The following is a 16,294-nucleotide window of genomic DNA, read 5'->3' on the forward strand; positions in this document are numbered from 1 at the left end:
TTTCTTGACATTTAGGCATGAAGCGCATAGTTCTGATCGCTGGGTTTGAATCTTTTAACGCTGACTTGTACCGTCAAGCAGCAGATTTAGCACGTTCCCGCTGCCCAGAATTAGAAATTTGCGTATTTAGCGATCGCGACATTTCTACCAAACCGACAGAAATAGAGGCTGCACTCGATAACGCCGATGTTTTCTTCGGTAGTTTGCTATTTGACTACGATCAAGTTTTGTGGTTGCGCGATCGCCTCACCGCGATCCCAATTCGCTTGGTATTCGAGTCCGCCTTGGAACTGATGAGTTTAACCAAACTCGGTGCGTTTGCGATCGGCGATAAACCCAAAGGAATGCCCAAGCCAGTTAAATTTATTCTGGATAAATTTAGTCAAGGACGAGAAGAAGACCGACTCGCAGGATATATCAGCTTTTTGAAAGTGGGACCCAAACTATTGAAATACGTCCCCGTGCAAAAAGTGCAAGATTTACGCAACTGGTTAATTATCTACGGTTATTGGAATGCGGGTGGTGCAGATAACGTTGCAGCACTATTTTGGACGCTAGCCGAAAAATATTTAGGATTAAAAATAGGCGATATTCCTCCCCCGATTGAAACACCTAACATGGGGTTGTTACACCCCGATTATGCAGGCTTTTTCACCTCACCCCGCGAATATTTGGAATGGTATGAAAGTCAAAAGTCAAAAGTCAAAAGTCAAAATATTCCGACTCCCGGCTCCCGACTCCCGACTCCCGCGATCGTCGGCATTCTACTCTACCGCAAACACGTCATCACCAAACAACCTTATATTCCTCAATTAATTCGTTATTTTGAAAGAGCGGGATTGATTCCTTTACCAATTTTTATTAACGGGGTAGAAGGTCACGTTGCTGTTAGAGATTGGATGACAACGACTTATGAAACGGCACAAAGACAGTTAGGAAATATCGAAACCCCATCTTTATCAAACGAAGCTGTCACAGTTGATGCAATTGTTTCTACAATTGGTTTTCCTTTGGTAGGTGGTCCGGCGGGTTCGATGGAAGCTGGACGACAGGTGGAAGTTGCGACGCGCATTCTCAACGCCAAGAACGTACCATATATAGTTGCCGCACCGCTGTTAATTCAAGACATCCATTCTTGGACGCGCCAAGGAATCGGAGGCTTGCAAAGTGTCGTATTGTATGCATTACCAGAACTCGATGGTGCGATCGATACCGTGCCTTTGGGTGGCTTGGTAGGAGAAAAGATCTATCTGATCCCCGAACGAGTTCAGCGTTTGGTAGCAAGGTTGCAGAAATGGATTGCTTTGCGTCAGAAACCTGCGGCTAAAAGGAAAATAGCCATTATTCTCTATGGTTTTCCCCCTGGTTACGGGGCGACAGGAACGGCAGCTTTACTAAATGTACCGCGATCGCTGTTGAAATTCCTTCAAGCTTTAAAAGATGAGGGCTACACTGTCGGAGATTTACCGGAAGACGGGGAAGAATTGATTCGGTGGGTGAAAGAGGCGGATGAAAATACCGCTGTAGGGGCGTACAGCTGTGCGCCTCTACAAAATACTGTTCCCACGCAGAAACTAGAAACATGGCTTGGTTATTTGCAAACATCCCGAATTGAGAAACATTGGAAATCTCTATCCGGTAGCGGTATTAAGACTTACGGTGATGAGTTACTTGTGGGTGGAGTTCAGTTAGGTAATGTTTGGATTGGCGTACAACCGCCTTTAGGTATTCCTGGCGATCCAATGCGGTTGATGTTCGATCGCGATTTAACTCCTCATCCTCAATATGCAGCTTACTACAAATGGTTGCAGCAAGAATTTCAAGCGGATGCAGTGATTCATTTCGGAATGCACGGGACAGTGGAATGGTTGCCTGGTTCTCCTTTAGGAAATACAGGTTACTCTTGGTCGGATATCTTATTAGGAAATCTGCCTAATTTGTATATTTATGCTGCGAATAATCCCTCTGAATCAATTTTGGCAAAGCGGCGGGGTTACGGTACGATAATTTCTCATAACGTTCCTCCTTACGGTCGGGCAGGGTTATATAAAGAGTTAGTCGCATTGCACGATTTAATTGCTGAATATCGCGAAGATCCAGAAAAGAACTACGCTCTAAAAGAAGCAATTTGTAAGAAAATTGTAGATACGGGAATTAATACAGATTGTCCGTTGGCAGAAGCAAAGCATTTAGGGATTGCTTTTACTCCTGAGAACGCCCGGTTATTTAGTAAAGTCGTCTTCGATCGCTATTTATTACAGGTATACGAGTATTTGCAAGTATTAGAAAATCGCCTATTTTCCAGCGGACTACACGTTTTAGGTGAGCCACCGAATGCAGAACAATTAGCAAGTTATCTGCAAGCATATTTTGGCGAAAAATTATCAGTTGATGCAGTAAATGCGATCGCCAATGGGAAAATTGTAGGGGCGGGTTTAGCCAAAGATTCACAGCTAAGACCAGAAATCTCCGGTCAAAACCCGCCCGGAGATGCGATCGCCAATGGGAAAATTGTAGGGGCGCACAGCAGCGCGCCCGTACAGGGGGTTGAAGAAGCATTAAAAATCTGCGATCTATTAATGCAAACGGACGAGGAACTAACCAACCTATTACGCGGACTCAATGGTGAGTATATCCCTCCTGCACCTGGGGGCGATTTATTACGCGATGGTATGGGTGTGTTACCTACAGGACGCAACATTCACGCTTTAGATCCCTACAGAATGCCTTCACCTGCGGCATATGAAAGAGGAAAAGCGATCGCGCAAAATATTATCAGCCAACATCTGCAAGAACATGGAGAATATCCCGAAACTGTAGCTGTGATGTTGTGGGGATTAGATGCAATTAAAACGCGGGGCGAGTCTTTAGGCATTTTACTAGAATTAGTCGGGGCGGAACCCATTAAGGAAGGTACGGGGCGGATCGTCCGTTATGGATTGAAGCCGCTTGCAGAAGTGGGACATCCTCGAATTGACGTATTGGGGAATCTGTCCGGCATATTTCGCGATAGCTTTGTCAATATTATCGAATTACTCGACGACCTATTCCAACGGGCGGCTATGGCTGAGGAATCGGAAACAGAAAATTTCATCCGCAAGCACTATTTAGCTTTACAAGCACAGGGTGTAGAAAATCCGTCAGCGCGGCTATTTTCCAATCCAGCAGGCGATTTTGGTTCGATGGTGAACGAACGAGTCACGGATGGAAATTGGGAATCGGGGGATGAGTTGGGCAATACTTGGCGCGATCGCAACGTGTTTAGTTATGGTAGACAAGATAAGGGACGGGCTAGACCGGAAGTCTTGACGCAGTTGTTGCAAAAGTGCGATCGCATCGTCCAAGAAATCGATTCTGTAGAATACGGTCTGACAGATATTCAAGAATATTATGCCAATACGGGTGGTTTGAAAAAGGCGGCGGAAAAGCAGCGCGGGAAAAAAGTGACTGCTAGTTTTGTCGAAAGCTTTTCTCAAGATACCACTGCACGCAACTTGGACGATTTACTCAGAATGGAATATCGTACCAAATTACTCAATCCTAAATGGGCGGAAGCAATGGCGAATCAAGGTTCGGGGGGTGCGTTTGAAATTTCTCAGCGCATGACAGCTTTAATTGGTTGGGGTGGTACTGCCGATTTTACCGATGATTGGGTCTACGACCAAGCCGCTGATACCTACGTTCTCGATGCAGAGATGGCAGAAAAGTTACGCAAGGCAAATCCCGAAGCTTTTCGTAATATTGTTGGTAGAGCGATCGAAGCACACGGACGCGGTTTTTGGAATGCCGATCCTGAAAAGTTGGAAAAGCTACGCCAGTTGTATGAAATGACAGAAGATGAATTGGAAGGAGTGAAAATTTAGTATCAGTTATCAGGATTTGTAGGGGCGGGTTTTGTTGAAGCCCTCTGCGCGATCGCCAATAATTTTACAGTTAAACCCGCCCAAATTTGTAGGGGCGGGTTTTGTTGAAGCCCTCTGTGCGATCGCCAATAATTTTACAGTTAAACCTGCCCAAATTGGTAGGGGCGGGTTTTGTTGAAGCCCTCTGTGCGATCGCCAATAATTTTACAGTTAAACCTGCCCGTACTATTCTGAGAAAGGACTATTACGAATCATATCGTCAAAACTGGGGCAATTAAAGCCGTGAATATGACATTTGCCTAAGTCAGCTAACCAGGTAAAAGCTACTACTTCTGGTTTGCGTTTTACTTGCGCGACGAGCAAATCTGTAAGCGATTTATTTACATTTAAGCGGGGATAGGCATATGTTACCTGCTCTACAATTTCAGGAGAAATTTCTTGCAAGCGCAACCCAAATACATCTGCTCCAGCACCTAAATGGACTAAAGCAATTTCTGGCTGTTTGCGGGAAGCTATCCCAATTGAAGTATGTAAAGCGATCGCATCCCAAATAACTTCTCCTTTTTCTATTGATAACCCATGCTCTAGCAAAAATGTTTTTGCTGCATCAGCACCATCTACCTCAAATCTTTGATTGCCATCAAATCGTTCTGTTAAGCCAAGATCGTGCATGACTGCACCTAAATAAAGTAATTCGCGATCGTATTTAAGTCCATCTCGTTTTCCAATTGCTTCTGCAAATAGGTAGGTACGAATGCAGTGGTTATATAAGAATTTGGGAGAGAGAGCGGCTACTAGTTGAGTAGCTTTTTTGGCTAATGTACTATCTGGAATTGATAAGTCTTTCATGAGATTACATAGAACAGTTTTCAAAGTTAATTAACCTGCCACAAATAGCTTGCGATCGCCTATTAACCATTACCCATTACCTCCTTCATAAACCGCTGCCAAAAGCATCATCTGCTCAGGAACATTTTGATTTCAGTTACAAACACTTGTGAAGGCTGTCAGTCATGTGTCAAAGCAGTCTCTTCCACATCTGATTTGCCAGAGATAATCAGCCAGACACGATGAACTAAGGTTGTGGACGTAGAAAATAACGTGAATCCGAACAAAGGATGAAGTACGCCCAAAGGTAAAGGCGATCGCAAATGAATTGTGAGAAATTGTAGTCCTAGCAATACTGGCATACTTGTTGTCAAACTCCGCACTCGACGCGGAAATGGAACTAAATATACCCACACCAGCAAAACTAAAGATAATCCACTGTAACTACGCACCAACCAAACATGAATATTCCACCACTGAGGATTGTAAAAATAGGCGAGTCCAACGGTTAATACTTGGAGAGTCAGGCAGAAATTGAAAAGTACTGCAACTAGATAAAAACCGATTTGATTCCAGCGTCGAAATGCTGTCGGCGCAAAATTGAAGTTAGAACTGAGTGCCATGCTAAAGTTTTCCTTGAGGGGGAATCGATGAAAGACTGACCGTCATTGAAGCTAAGATAATACTGCTATCCCAATCGCATCTAGTCCTCGATCGGGTACAGTTTGCACTCACAATGATGAGAGATTCCTTACAATCTTTATTTACAGCGATCGCTCAGGCGCAAAATCTTACAGAAGTACACCAGCGTGTCATGGTAACAGTGAGCGAATACTTTGCGGCTCGACGCTGTAGGCTATTTTTCTTTGATGAACTTTCTTCTGTCGATCCCAAGTGGCAAGGTCTTCTCAAATTCGCGACATCGGTAGAATACAATCCAGTTTTACGTTACTTGGTCGAACACCACGCACCCGTACATGAAGCATTAGTCGTGTCGCCTAAAGCCTGGAGAGCAATTTGTCCCCGTGCCGATCATTGGCACGTTATGACAGGACCAGTTGTCTGCCACAGCCAGCTAGTGGGTGGAATTGGATTGACTCGCGAACGGGGCAATCTTGCCTTTACCACTCAAGATTTAACCGATCTGGGTGCAATTTGTCTGCATTTATCGACTCGGATAGCAACAATGCGATCGCCAAGTGTTTCTATTAGCGATCGCCATTTAGAGATAGATCGATCTAAATCCAGCGCTGACAATTCTCTTCGTCTTACGCCGCGCGAAATACAAATTGCCGATTTAGTTGCTCAAGGATTGACAAATGCCGAAATTGGCGCACAACTTTGGATTACTGAAAATTCTGTCAAACAAGCGCTCAAACGTATATTTCGCAAATTGAATGTTTCATCCCGCGCTCAAATGGTAGCACAATTGCAAAATGTCCTATTTAGGGCATTCTGACGGCTGAAAGTGCAATTGAGTCATTACCCCAGAGGGTGACTCAGTTGCTAGTCATCCAGTAAGTCGGGTTCTTGCTGCACGATTCTGTCATACAAAGGTTGAAAGCTAAACCAGCCGATGTGATGAGAACCTACTTGGCTGTGGGCAATACTTGCTGGTTGAGAATCGATGACGCGAGGCTTGCCAGCGGCTTCTGCCATGAGTTGCGCTTGACAGGAACGATCCATTGTGATGAACCACCAAGCTGCTTCATCTACGGTTTCTCCTACAGTCAGTAGACCGTGATTTCTCAGAATAATCGCTTTATTTTGTCCCAGAGTTTGGGCAATACGCTTGCCTTCGGCTGGATCGAGTACGACTCCGGTATAGTCGTCAAATAAGCTGTGGTCTTGGTAGAAAGCACAAGCATCCTGAGTGAGGGGATCGAGGAGGCGACCGAGGCTAGACCAGCTTTTACCGTAGAGAGAGTGGGCGTGGGCAGCGGCGACGATATCGGGACGGGCGGCGTGAATTTGAGAATGGATGGCGAAGGCGGCTGCGTTAACTGGTTTGTTGCCTTCTACAACTTCACCTTTGTCGTTGACGAGAATCAAATCTCGCGCGCGAATCTGTCCGAAGTGCATTCCAAAAGGGTTGACCCAAAAGCGATCGCGGTATTCGGGATCGCGGGCTGTGATGTGTCCGGCGATACCTTCGTCGAAGCCGTAGCGGGAGAATAGGCGGAAAGCAGCGGCTAAGCGTTGTTTGCGATCGCGACGTTCTTCTGCAACTGTGGCAAAAGTTGGCGGTTCGGGCAGTTTAGGAATTGACGTGGATAAGGTTGTCATGCGATCGCCTCCTTTATTTATACCCCTGCCCGAATCAATTAACTGACTCTATTTTACCGTTCAGGAAAACTTAGTAGTATATTTCTCGATTTTTTGTATAGAAAAGCACAGAGATTTCAAACATACATGAGATATTTTTGAGCTATCTTTTCTGGGAAAGTATGAGCTTTTATTGTTGCTCATAATTCGATTTCAGCTATTTTTCTGACGACTGAATTTTACTAATTTCAGAATGAATATGAGATTAAAGCAAGTCAAGCAGACAGATTTGTTAGTTTGTATAGGCTTTACGATTTTCGTTTTTCTCTTACGATTGCCAGCTTTCTTTGAGTTTGGTATTAACAATAATGGTGATGAAGGTTTATATTTTTTAATAGCAAGAGATTGGATTGCGGGTAAACTTCCTTACACTGAGATTTGGGACAATAAACCCATTGGCATCTACCTAATTTATTCTTTAGGTATATTTTTGTTTGGCAATTCAGTGTTTTCGACAGCTATTATGGCTTGTATTGCTATTACAATAACGTGTTTTATTTTATACAAATTCGGCACATTAATCGGTAACGGTCAGCGGCAACTCGGACTAATAGCAGGCTTACTTTACGCCACTTTTTCAACTGGAAATGACGAACTTGCAGCTAATACAGAAATTTTTTTCGCTGTCTTTACTACATTTTCATTCTACCAGTTATTTCAAGTCAATACTGAAAATTCAGTTCGTCGCAACTCCCTGCGGCTATTTATTATTGGTCTAGCAATGGGAATAGCATTATCGATTAAACAAGTCATAATATTTGAGTTTATCGCTATTGTCATTTTCACCGCGATCGCTTTGCGGTTTTTGCCACCAAAAACTAAGAGATATAGGATTAAATACCTCTGTCAAAGTTATGTATTTCTCCTTTTCGGGTTTCTCCTTCCTACCATATTAATCATATTTTATTTTTGGACTAACGGACACTTCAACGATTATATATCTGCTAATTTTACCGCCAACTTATTGCGCGTTACTGGTGAGAGAGTAACATTAACAAGCCTAGCATCAGGCTTGACAATTCAGATTAAGAGAAATTTATTTCTTTTATTGGGCTTACTCGCGACACCGATTTATATGACAACGATTGGTAAAAAGAATTTAGGTGAGAATAGAAAGCTAACTTACTTACTTATGTGGATATTTGCAGCTCTTCTCGGTATTTCTTCTCCTAAAAGTTTCTATCCTAATTACTTTATTCAAGTCTTACCTTCTCTAGCCTTGCTAAATGCCTATTTAATCAATAACGCGATCTTGAATTTTAATAAAATTACTAATATCAAAAGTCTTCTTTTATTGAGCTTTATCTTAATAACGCCAATATTTAATAATTTATATTCTCAAATTCAACTCAGTGGGAAGTATTTATATTTTCGCAGTATCAAAGGAATAGAGGATTGGGGTAATACTCCTTCTGCGATCGCTAGATACCTGAACCGAAGAGTGAGTTCTACAGATTATATATATGTCTTTAACTATCATGCAGTAATTTACTGCTTAGTACCAGCTAAAGTACCAACTAGATATGCGTTTCCCCTATTTGTCACGACAAAACTAGCAAAGATTACTGGTAAAGATCCAGCCGAAGAACTAGATGCAATCATGGCAAAAAAACCACTTTACGTGATTAAATCGAGCGTTGGAGCTGAAAATAAAAATATCTTAGCCAAAATGAACAATTATCTCCGAAAAAACTATAGCATGGAGAAAAGTTTTGTAGATCTAGAAAGGGAAATTCCAGGTAGAGAAAGATTACAGATTCAGCTTTATAGAAGAGTATAGCCAGAAGAGAAGTCGAAGGTCGGGGAAGAGAGCTGCTCTTGAGCTGAGGAGGCTGGGGGAGATAAGGAAGACAAGGAAGACAAATCATTCACAATTCACAATTACTGCTCGCGCGCTCCCTGCTCCTTTTCTTCACTGACAACTGACAACTGATAACTGATAACTGATAACTGATAAGCCCGTTTTGCTATATATTAAGCGATCGCCCTCTAACTATCAGAAGATTGGATAATAAGAGTCATTAGGAACTAACTAAGCAAAGAGGTTCTCATGGCTTACGTATGCGAGATTGGCACGGGTCAAAGAGCCTACCTCGACAATCAAGGTAAGCAAACAATTGTGACTACTGCTAGTAGTAGCCTCGGACAGCAGCAACAATCGAGTCAAAGTTTTCTGACGGGAAGTTGGACAGCATCCCCAGAATCATTCCGAAATGCTAGCGGTGCGATCGTCAAAATTACGACTAGTCAAGGACAATACTTTATCCAAATCCAGGGTAATAGTATGGGCATGATGGCTGAATCTCCTTCACTCCAAGGCGCTCAACAAATCCAATTACAACAGGTCGATTATATTCCTACCTCATTAATGTCACCGATGGAGCCGATGAAACCGATGGAACCGATGAAACCGATGGAACCGATGAAGCCGATGAAAATGGGTGACATGGAAATGAGTCTGAACCCAATGCAAATGCGCATGGGTAACATGGAACTGCGCATGGATAAGGCAGTCTCAGGTACGCACCGCTTTTGCAGTCAGTGCGGTACGGAAGTCAGTCCGAGCGATCGCTTCTGTTCTGCTTGCGGACATCGCTTGCAGTAATTCATAAGTTTTAGGGGGCGTACAGCTAGCTGTACGCCCCCTAAAATACCCTAATTAGCCTTTTAGCTTTTAGAATTGTTCGGTCTGACCAGGCGTACCACCAGATTGCGTCAGATAGAAATTCTTGGCTCCGTCATTTTGATAAACGCAATTAATTTCTGGAGAAGTGCCTAAATCTCCCGTAAAACCAAACGTATTCATTCGGTTTTTGCAATCTCGCACTTGTTCGTGAGTCACTAATTTACGGTCTTCTAAAAGATTCCAGCTGTTGGTTCTCAGCACGCAACCTGGGCGCATACTAGGCTGAGATACATACACGTTGAAGGGGTTGAGAGAAACAAATAGTCTAGTATCCATGACCATTGCACTAGCGCCATACTGCACGCATAGATCGGCATTGGGTGCAGCGCGATCGATAAACTCGCGAGAGGCAACGTTTCTAGTGTCGGTAATTGTCGTGGAACTAAAAGCAATGCCAATACCAATTCCTAAGATTAACACAGCCGCCATTACCATAACCGAAAGGTAATTAAAGGCAGTTTTGACTGGTGAAGACTTCGGAGCGGGTGCAGTTCTAGTAGTAGCTTTACGTTTCATCATGAGAGAGTAGGGAGTAGGGAGTAGGGAGTAGGGAGTAGGGAGTGGTAACTAGTAACTGGTTACTGGCTCCCGATCTCTGATTACTCATAGAATTAAGAAGTATAAATTAGTATCTTTGATTAGCAGTCAGTGGATTTTCAAGTTGGCACGTTAAAAGCAAGAAAGAGTTATCTACAAACCCTGATAGCAGATAGTTTAACGATATTTTGGGGCGATTGGCTAGAATTACGGGTGCGGATTGCCCAAGTTGCTGCTTCAGGCTTAGTGTCGCCCTTGATTTATATTTTGGCGTTTGGTCTGGGTTTGGGAAGTTCATTGCCCAAGCCTGCTGTAGGTGATAGCTATCTAGAGTTTATTTTGCCTGGAATGGCAGCGCTATCGTCCATGACCATTAGCTTTGGTGGCACGACATTTTCAATTTGTGGCGATCGCCTATTTGCCAAAACCTTTGAGGAATTGCTCTTAGTCCCCGTTCATCCCCTTGCCTTACACCTGGGGAAAATGCTAGCTGGAGTTGTGAGGGGGTTAATGACTTCAGCGGCGGTGGTTTTAGTGGCGGCGATCTTTACTGGTAAGGTTTGGAGTTTTCTCAATCCCTTATTTTGGCTGCTGTTAGTTTTGAACTGTGCTGTCTTTGCAGGTTTAGGGGTAATAGTCGGGTTGAAGGTGCGATCGCTCGAAAGCGTAGGTTTGGTTAACAACTTTCTCATCGTGCCAATGTCATTCCTGGGAGCCACATTTTTCGAGCCTGAGACGCTACCAGGTTTCCTCAAAGTGGTTGTTTACCTTTTACCACTAACCTACACCAGTATTGGGCTAAGAGCGGCTGCATACTTACCACTGTCGCAGTTTCCTTGGTATAGCATTTTTGTTTTAGTCACAGTGGCGATCGCCTTATCTCTTTACGGTGCTTACTTGTTCTCCCACCAGCAGGATTAGTCAGTTATCAGTTGGCAGTGAACAGTTAACTGTCAACTGTCAACTGTCAACCGACAACAATTTTTACAATTCCGGCGATATCAGCAATTTCAAAATCTTAGCCGTGTTATCTAAGTCACCTACGAGTCTTCGGACTGGGTGAGGCCACGCTCTGACTAAAGTAGGGGTAGCAGAAACTTGATATAGTTCGGCTTGCTCTGGATGCTTAAAGACATCGACAACTTTTAAGGTATAAGGATGGCGTAGCGATTGTTCTAGCAGCTGATGTAAAGTCTGAAGGATTCGCTCTGTATTTACACTGTGTCCCGCTACAAATAAGCGCAGCACGTAACCTAGCTTTTCGGAATATTGAGATTCTGCTGGGGTTGCCTCTGTAGCTGTCACTGTGGTTTCTATTTCCGGTGCTTTTAGCTCCGTCTGAGAGAAATTAGCAGTCGCATCGTATCTCATATGTGGGGTAGCAGCGGATGGATCGAACCGCACGATCAAACCACGATCGTCCCACAATTGGGGAAAATAAGCGCGATAGGTAGCTAATGCGATCGGATCGCAAAATTCTTCCGACCAAGGAGCTGCTTGCCACACTAATTCTCCGACATCAAAAACTGCATTGAGTAATGCCTGATGGCGCATCACTAATGGATAAGCTTCCGCAAAGGTTTGGATTTGCTGAGTCTGTGGATCTAACCAACAATCTAGCGTTGCTGTGTAACAAGGAACGAGAAAGTGGGGTGGCTCTGGCAGCCCTAGTATTTGTTGTAGCTCCATGCATAACTGTAAATGCCAGCGCTGTTGTTTAGAGCGGTCGATACAGTATATCAGATCCCCGCCTGGCGTAAACAGGGCGATGCCTTTAAATACTTTGAGCGATTTGGAATGACTCAATTTTAGCGGGGGTAGGGGATAAGGGGAAAGTCGCAAGTCGGAAGTTGGGAGTAAGGCGCGATCGCGCCTTACTCCCAATGTACTAAACTCGACCTCTGAGGGTCATAGCCATTTCATTGGGTTTGGGTGAGGCTTCTAGGGCTGTTTCTTCTGTGATTCGTCCTTGTTCGTATAGCTGATACAAAGACTGATTCATGGTACACATACCCTCGAAGCCACAACGAGGAATAATTGCCTCTATTTCTTCAACCTGATTACGTATAATGTAATCTTTAATTGCGTCTGTATTAATCATAATTTCGTGTACGGCTGCTCGTTTGCTATCTGTCGTACGAACTAAGCTTTGCGCGATGACTGCTACGAGCGATTCAGCTACCTGAATTCGCATGGGTCCCTGTTCTTCGGGATTGTAAAGGTTCAAGATCCGTTCGATCGTTTTTACGGCGCTGTTTGTGTGTAACGTACCAAATACTAAGTGTCCGGTTTGTGCTGCTTTGAGGGCTGTGTTCACTGTCTCGCGATCGCGCATTTCCCCAATCAGAATGATATCTGGGTCTTCTCGTAAGGATGCTTTGAGGGCGTTATCAAATTTTAATGTATGAATTCCTACTTCCCGTTGCTTGATCAACGACTTTTGACTAACATGCACGAATTCAACTGGATCTTCAATTGAAATGATATTCTTCGGCATAGTCTTGTTGATAAAGTCGATCATTGCTGCCATCGTGGTAGACTTACCCGAACCTGTCGGTCCCGTCACCAAAATTAATCCTTTGTGGTAGTGACATAGATCTCTAAATACCTGTGGCAAATTCAATTGTTCCATTGTTAAGATTTTTAACGGAATCAGCCGTAGTACCATTGCTGGACCATTGAGCGCAACAAAAATATTGATCCGCACCCGCACCAATCCTTCATATTGGGTTGCTCCGTCGAATTCTAAATCTTCTTTGAATTGCTCGATTTGCCGATCGCTAAGAATTTCCCGCAGCCAACTGAAAAAAGTCTCTTCGTCAATCAGGGGATGATCGGTGAGAATAATTTGACCGCGATCGCGAAAACGCGGGACTTCACCTACTCCTAGATGTAAGTCAGAAATGCCGCGATCGTATGCTTCTCGTACCAATTGTTCTAATGTAGGTGCGTTATTCGTCTTACTTTGTCTAGGACGGACAGCACTAGGTGGTGCTGGTCTAGGCACGTTGAGACGAGGACTTGTAGATGGTAACGGTAACGGTTCTTCTGGCGTATTCACTGCTACATGAGTGCTAGGTATCGGCTGGATTGGCTGCGTCGAACTCACTCCTGTCACATTCACCGCCACATGGGTGCTGGGTATCGGCTGGATTGGCTGCGTCGAACTCACCACTCCCGTGTCTCCACTAACATTCATTCGCTGCGGTGGTGGTGGTATGGGAGGAACGCGGGGTGCGGGAGATGGATAATTTGGCTGACGTTGGGGTTCTGTCATATGCCTCAAGTCTGTGTGATTACACGTTTAGTTTTCCCCTAATCAGTTATCAGTTATTCAGTGACTGGTGACTGGTGCGTGGTGTGTGGGGTGTGGGGTGTGAGGTGTTGCAGGACGCGGCTCCCGCCCGCTCCGGTTGGCGAGGTTTCCTTGCTAACAAAGCTACGTCGTGGCGCGTGAATCACTTTTGACTTTTGACTTTTGACTTTTGACTTTTGACTTTTGACTTTTGACTTCTCTGCTCGCTAGTTATAAAAATTCATGAACTTGCTTTGAGGATAGTTTTAATCTAACGATTATCAAAATGAGGAATTAAGGTGGGCGATCGCTTTCTTTTTGGTCAATAAGTCATGGAGGAATTATGAGAAACTACCGCTGTATTTATACGAAATGTTAAGCCAACAAGGGAGCGATTGTTTTTTGCATTTGCTAGCGATCTTGTTTCACATAATATTTCTCGCTCGATCGGTGTGAAAGCTAGATTCTAGAAGACTTTGAGGTTATATATCTCAAGATAGATGTTTTAACTTGCCTGGGTTTTTTATATGCTTTTCCGTTCGGATTTATAAACACAAATTATCTAGTGTAAAGATTAATAACTATCCGATCATCTTATCTATGGGTATCTGTATACTAATTTTCAATAGGGCTTAACTGGCTCCGACTCGGCGTACAGAATTTTACAAATCTGAATTTTTGCATTGACTTTGGAGAGAAACTATGGCTTTAACTCAAAGCTCCAATTTAGGGACATCTTCTTCTTTATTTACACTCAAAAGCTTTTTAATCTGGAGTTTCACATTAGCAGTTTGTTTGCTCGTTGTGGGCTTTCCTTTAGTAGTTTTGATGGCTACAGTAGCTTTCTTGTTGTCGATGGTACTGCAATCTGTGATGCCAGTAAGTGCAGTTTTATTAGTAGCAGGAAGTGTAATTGGCTTCAATGTTTTGGCAGTGCTGATTGGAGCTAGCATGTTGACTTTGAAAGGAATTCATCCACATGAAGTTAGATGGTTAAGCTGGCTGCATGGCGAGGCAGATGACATTGATACTTCCGTTTATGCAGCTTGTCCTTTAACCTGTGATATGGAGCCAAAGTTCTAGCGGAAGCTCAGTTTATTTCATCCAAATAATGCATCTGCCCAGTGTACCAGCTGGGTTTTTTCATTTATTTAGAATCGCTCTCATACTGTCGAGACTATTGGGAATCAGCTTGTCTTTTATAAGCAAAATAACGATTTAAATCTTTGCTACTTGCCATATAGACCGGAATAATAGCGCTGAGAACGATCGCGATCGAACTTCCAATGATGAGAAGAGTGGAGAGCTTTGAACTCAGTGCCACAACCACTGCGATTAGACTGACAACAAACAAACTACAGATGCCAATCAGAAGCCATCTTGCCCATTTTCGCCCCTGCATCACAAAGTACATCACGACAATTGTTAGTAATATACGACCGATAGCCCACCTGTCCCGTACTGCGATCGCTAACGTAACGTCTAAAATGCACAGTAGTAGAAACATAGCGAGTAATTGATTTCGAGCTTGCATAGCAGCTCGGTCGAGCTGAGTCATGGTTTTTGTAGTAAGGGTAAGACATTGATATTTACTGTACGATAAATGACCGTTGACCAATTACCATTGACCAATGAACCACTAGCAAAACCAGCTCAATGAAAAAAATCTGCATTATCTTAGGCACTCGCCCAGAAGCAATTAAGCTAGCACCAGTGATTCAGGTGTTTCAGCGCGCGCCTCAGTTTGATACCCAAGTTGTTTTAACCGGACAGCATCGCGAGATGGTTGCCCAAGTCATGCAACTATTCAACCTAAAGGCAGATGCAGATTTGGAAATTATGCAAATGCAACAATCTCTAAGCGATATTACTTGTCGCAGTCTGCGAGGATTGGAAACCTTGTTTGAACAGCAGCAGCCGGATTTAGTTTTAGTTCAAGGGGACACGACTACGGCTTTTGCAGCTACTTTGGCAGCATTTTATCAAAAAATTCCGGTAGGACATGTAGAGGCGGGACTGAGAACGGACAATATATTCGATCCTTACCCAGAAGAAGCTAATCGCAGGTTGATTTCTCAGTTGGCGCAGTTGCACTTTGCCCCCACGCCGCAGGCAGTTGAGAATTTGCAACGATCGGGCGTTTTAGGAGAAATTCATCAAACGGGTAACACGGTCATTGATGCATTGCTATCGGTAGCAGAACAGCAACCAGCTTGTCAGATCGATGGTTTAGAGTGGGACAAATATAGAGTTTTATTAACTACAGTGCATCGGCGAGAAAACTGGGGCGAACCGCTTCAGGGAATTGCCCAAAGTTTTTTGCAAATACTAGAAAAGTTTGAGGATACAGCTTTATTGTTGCCATTGCACCGCAATCCCATCGTGCGCGAACCGCTACAACAGATTTTGGGCAAGCATCCCAGAGTCTTCTTGACAGATCCGCTAGATTATGGAGAATTAGTAGGGGCGATCCAGCGATCGCACTTGCTTTTAACTGATTCTGGTGGTTTGCAGGAAGAAGCACCGAGTTTGGGTAAACCAGTTTTGGTCTTGCGCAAAACGACAGAAAGACCCGAAGCAGTGACGGCTGGAACGGCAAGATTGGTTGGAACCCAAACAGAAGAAATTGTGATGGCGGCGGCTGAGTTGTTGAGCAACCCGTCTGCTTATGAAAAAATGGCAACAGCAATTAATCCTTTTGGAGACGGACATGCAGCGGAACGAATCTTGCAGGCTGTGACCAATTACATATGCTCATAA

At 43.8% G+C, this 16,294-nt stretch carries 15 protein-coding genes; 8 read left to right on the forward strand and 7 right to left on the reverse strand.

From position 1 onward, the window contains the following. The first annotated feature begins 17 nt into the window (after positions 1 to 17). Positions 18 to 3,863: a magnesium chelatase subunit H gene (bchH, locus tag QH73_RS09990; protein WP_039716551.1), complete on the forward strand. Its 3,846-nt coding sequence runs from the start codon at positions 18 to 20 to the stop codon at positions 3,861 to 3,863. 31 nt (positions 3,864 to 3,894) lie between these two features. After that, positions 3,895 to 4,041 (forward strand): hypothetical protein, encoded by a 147-nt coding sequence (locus tag QH73_RS09995; protein ID WP_165587656.1) that lies wholly within the window; start codon positions 3,895 to 3,897, stop codon positions 4,039 to 4,041. A gap of 47 nt (positions 4,042 to 4,088) precedes the next feature. Here the strand turns inward: QH73_RS09995 and QH73_RS10000 are convergent, their stop codons facing one another. After that, positions 4,089 to 4,712 carry an HD domain-containing protein gene (locus tag QH73_RS10000; RefSeq protein WP_052290162.1) on the reverse strand — a complete coding sequence of 208 codons (624 nt, stop codon included), beginning with the start codon at positions 4,710 to 4,712 and terminating at the stop codon, positions 4,089 to 4,091. Positions 4,713 to 4,870: 158 nt separating this feature from the next. Continuing rightward, positions 4,871 to 5,314: a DUF6220 domain-containing protein gene (locus tag QH73_RS10005; protein WP_039716549.1), complete on the reverse strand. Its 444-nt coding sequence runs from the start codon at positions 5,312 to 5,314 to the stop codon at positions 4,871 to 4,873. Positions 5,315 to 5,427: 113 nt separating this feature from the next. Here QH73_RS10005 and QH73_RS10010 point away from each other — a divergent pair, with 113 nt between their 5' ends. Further along, complete coding sequence (locus QH73_RS10010; protein ID WP_309476469.1) at positions 5,428 to 6,150, forward strand: helix-turn-helix transcriptional regulator; 723 nt, start codon at positions 5,428 to 5,430, stop codon at positions 6,148 to 6,150. A 47-nt stretch (positions 6,151 to 6,197) separates the two neighbouring features. On the opposite strand, the gene QH73_RS10015 is transcribed toward QH73_RS10010, so the two are convergent. Beyond that, positions 6,198 to 6,977 (reverse strand): class II aldolase/adducin family protein, encoded by a 780-nt coding sequence (locus QH73_RS10015; protein WP_132866879.1) that lies wholly within the window; start codon positions 6,975 to 6,977, stop codon positions 6,198 to 6,200. A 238-nt stretch (positions 6,978 to 7,215) separates the two neighbouring features. On the opposite strand from QH73_RS10015, the gene QH73_RS10020 reads away from it, so the two are divergent. Both QH73_RS10020 and QH73_RS10025 read left to right on the forward strand, forming a co-directional pair. Continuing rightward, complete coding sequence (locus QH73_RS10020) at positions 7,216 to 8,796, forward strand: ArnT family glycosyltransferase (RefSeq protein ID WP_236146960.1); 1,581 nt, start codon at positions 7,216 to 7,218, stop codon at positions 8,794 to 8,796. A 270-nt stretch (positions 8,797 to 9,066) separates the two neighbouring features. Further along, positions 9,067 to 9,621 (forward strand): zinc ribbon domain-containing protein, encoded by a 555-nt coding sequence (locus tag QH73_RS10025; protein ID WP_039716545.1) that lies wholly within the window; start codon positions 9,067 to 9,069, stop codon positions 9,619 to 9,621. A gap of 69 nt (positions 9,622 to 9,690) precedes the next feature. Here the strand turns inward: QH73_RS10025 and QH73_RS10030 are convergent, their stop codons facing one another. Continuing rightward, a complete protein-coding gene (locus tag QH73_RS10030) occupies positions 9,691 to 10,218 on the reverse strand; it encodes a DUF3172 domain-containing protein (RefSeq protein WP_039717656.1) in 528 nt (175 codons plus the stop codon). A 132-nt stretch (positions 10,219 to 10,350) separates the two neighbouring features. Here QH73_RS10030 and QH73_RS10035 point away from each other — a divergent pair, with 132 nt between their 5' ends. Further along, positions 10,351 to 11,160 carry an ABC transporter permease gene (locus QH73_RS10035; RefSeq protein WP_039716544.1) on the forward strand — a complete coding sequence of 270 codons (810 nt, stop codon included), beginning with the start codon at positions 10,351 to 10,353 and terminating at the stop codon, positions 11,158 to 11,160. Between the two features lie 63 nt (positions 11,161 to 11,223). Here QH73_RS10035 and QH73_RS10040 read toward each other — a convergent pair whose 3' ends face one another. Together QH73_RS10040 and QH73_RS10045 are read right to left on the reverse strand one after the other, a co-directional pair. Continuing rightward, positions 11,224 to 12,045, reverse strand: coding sequence for a circadian clock KaiB family protein (locus tag QH73_RS10040; protein ID WP_039716543.1), 822 nt, complete (start codon positions 12,043 to 12,045; stop codon positions 11,224 to 11,226). Positions 12,046 to 12,127: 82 nt separating this feature from the next. Beyond that, entirely contained in the window at positions 12,128 to 13,516 is a 1,389-nt protein-coding gene (locus QH73_RS10045; RefSeq protein WP_039716542.1) for a type IV pilus twitching motility protein PilT, read from the reverse strand. Between the two features lie 720 nt (positions 13,517 to 14,236). On the opposite strand from QH73_RS10045, the gene QH73_RS10050 reads away from it, so the two are divergent. After that, complete coding sequence (locus QH73_RS10050) at positions 14,237 to 14,617, forward strand: hypothetical protein (RefSeq protein ID WP_039716541.1); 381 nt, start codon at positions 14,237 to 14,239, stop codon at positions 14,615 to 14,617. A gap of 94 nt (positions 14,618 to 14,711) precedes the next feature. On the opposite strand, the gene QH73_RS10055 is transcribed toward QH73_RS10050, so the two are convergent. Beyond that, the gene (locus tag QH73_RS10055) at positions 14,712 to 15,092 is read right to left on the reverse strand and encodes a hypothetical protein (RefSeq protein ID WP_039716540.1); all 381 of its coding nucleotides are present in this window, start codon (positions 15,090 to 15,092) and stop codon (positions 14,712 to 14,714) included. 98 nt (positions 15,093 to 15,190) lie between these two features. On the opposite strand from QH73_RS10055, the gene wecB reads away from it, so the two are divergent. Next, positions 15,191 to 16,294 (forward strand): non-hydrolyzing UDP-N-acetylglucosamine 2-epimerase, encoded by a 1,104-nt coding sequence (wecB, locus tag QH73_RS10060; protein WP_039716539.1) that lies wholly within the window; start codon positions 15,191 to 15,193, stop codon positions 16,292 to 16,294.

Origin of the sequence: Scytonema millei VB511283 (assembly GCF_000817735.3) — a bacterium.
In the GTDB taxonomy this organism is placed as follows: domain Bacteria; phylum Cyanobacteriota; class Cyanobacteriia; order Cyanobacteriales; family Chroococcidiopsidaceae; genus Chroococcidiopsis; species Chroococcidiopsis millei_B.

What these genes read in the sequence shown, in the direction of transcription:
- bchH (WP_039716551.1), top strand. Translation starts at nt 18, where the DNA reads ATGAAGCGCATAGTTCTGATCGCTGGGTTTGAATCTTTTAACGCTGAC.
- QH73_RS10000 (WP_052290162.1), bottom strand. Translation starts at nt 4,712, where the DNA reads ATGAAAGACTTATCAATTCCAGATAGTACATTAGCCAAAAAAGCTACT.
- QH73_RS10005 (WP_039716549.1), bottom strand. Translation starts at nt 5,314, where the DNA reads ATGGCACTCAGTTCTAACTTCAATTTTGCGCCGACAGCATTTCGACGC.
- QH73_RS10010 (WP_309476469.1), top strand. Translation starts at nt 5,428, where the DNA reads ATGATGAGAGATTCCTTACAATCTTTATTTACAGCGATCGCTCAGGCG.
- QH73_RS10015 (WP_132866879.1), bottom strand. Translation starts at nt 6,977, where the DNA reads ATGACAACCTTATCCACGTCAATTCCTAAACTGCCCGAACCGCCAACT.
- QH73_RS10020 (WP_236146960.1), top strand. Translation starts at nt 7,216, where the DNA reads ATGAGATTAAAGCAAGTCAAGCAGACAGATTTGTTAGTTTGTATAGGC.
- QH73_RS10025 (WP_039716545.1), top strand. Translation starts at nt 9,067, where the DNA reads ATGGCTTACGTATGCGAGATTGGCACGGGTCAAAGAGCCTACCTCGAC.
- QH73_RS10030 (WP_039717656.1), bottom strand. Translation starts at nt 10,218, where the DNA reads ATGAAACGTAAAGCTACTACTAGAACTGCACCCGCTCCGAAGTCTTCA.
- QH73_RS10045 (WP_039716542.1), bottom strand. Translation starts at nt 13,516, where the DNA reads ATGACAGAACCCCAACGTCAGCCAAATTATCCATCTCCCGCACCCCGC.
- QH73_RS10050 (WP_039716541.1), top strand. Translation starts at nt 14,237, where the DNA reads ATGGCTTTAACTCAAAGCTCCAATTTAGGGACATCTTCTTCTTTATTT.
- QH73_RS10055 (WP_039716540.1), bottom strand. Translation starts at nt 15,092, where the DNA reads ATGACTCAGCTCGACCGAGCTGCTATGCAAGCTCGAAATCAATTACTC.
- wecB (WP_039716539.1), top strand. Translation starts at nt 15,191, where the DNA reads ATGAAAAAAATCTGCATTATCTTAGGCACTCGCCCAGAAGCAATTAAG.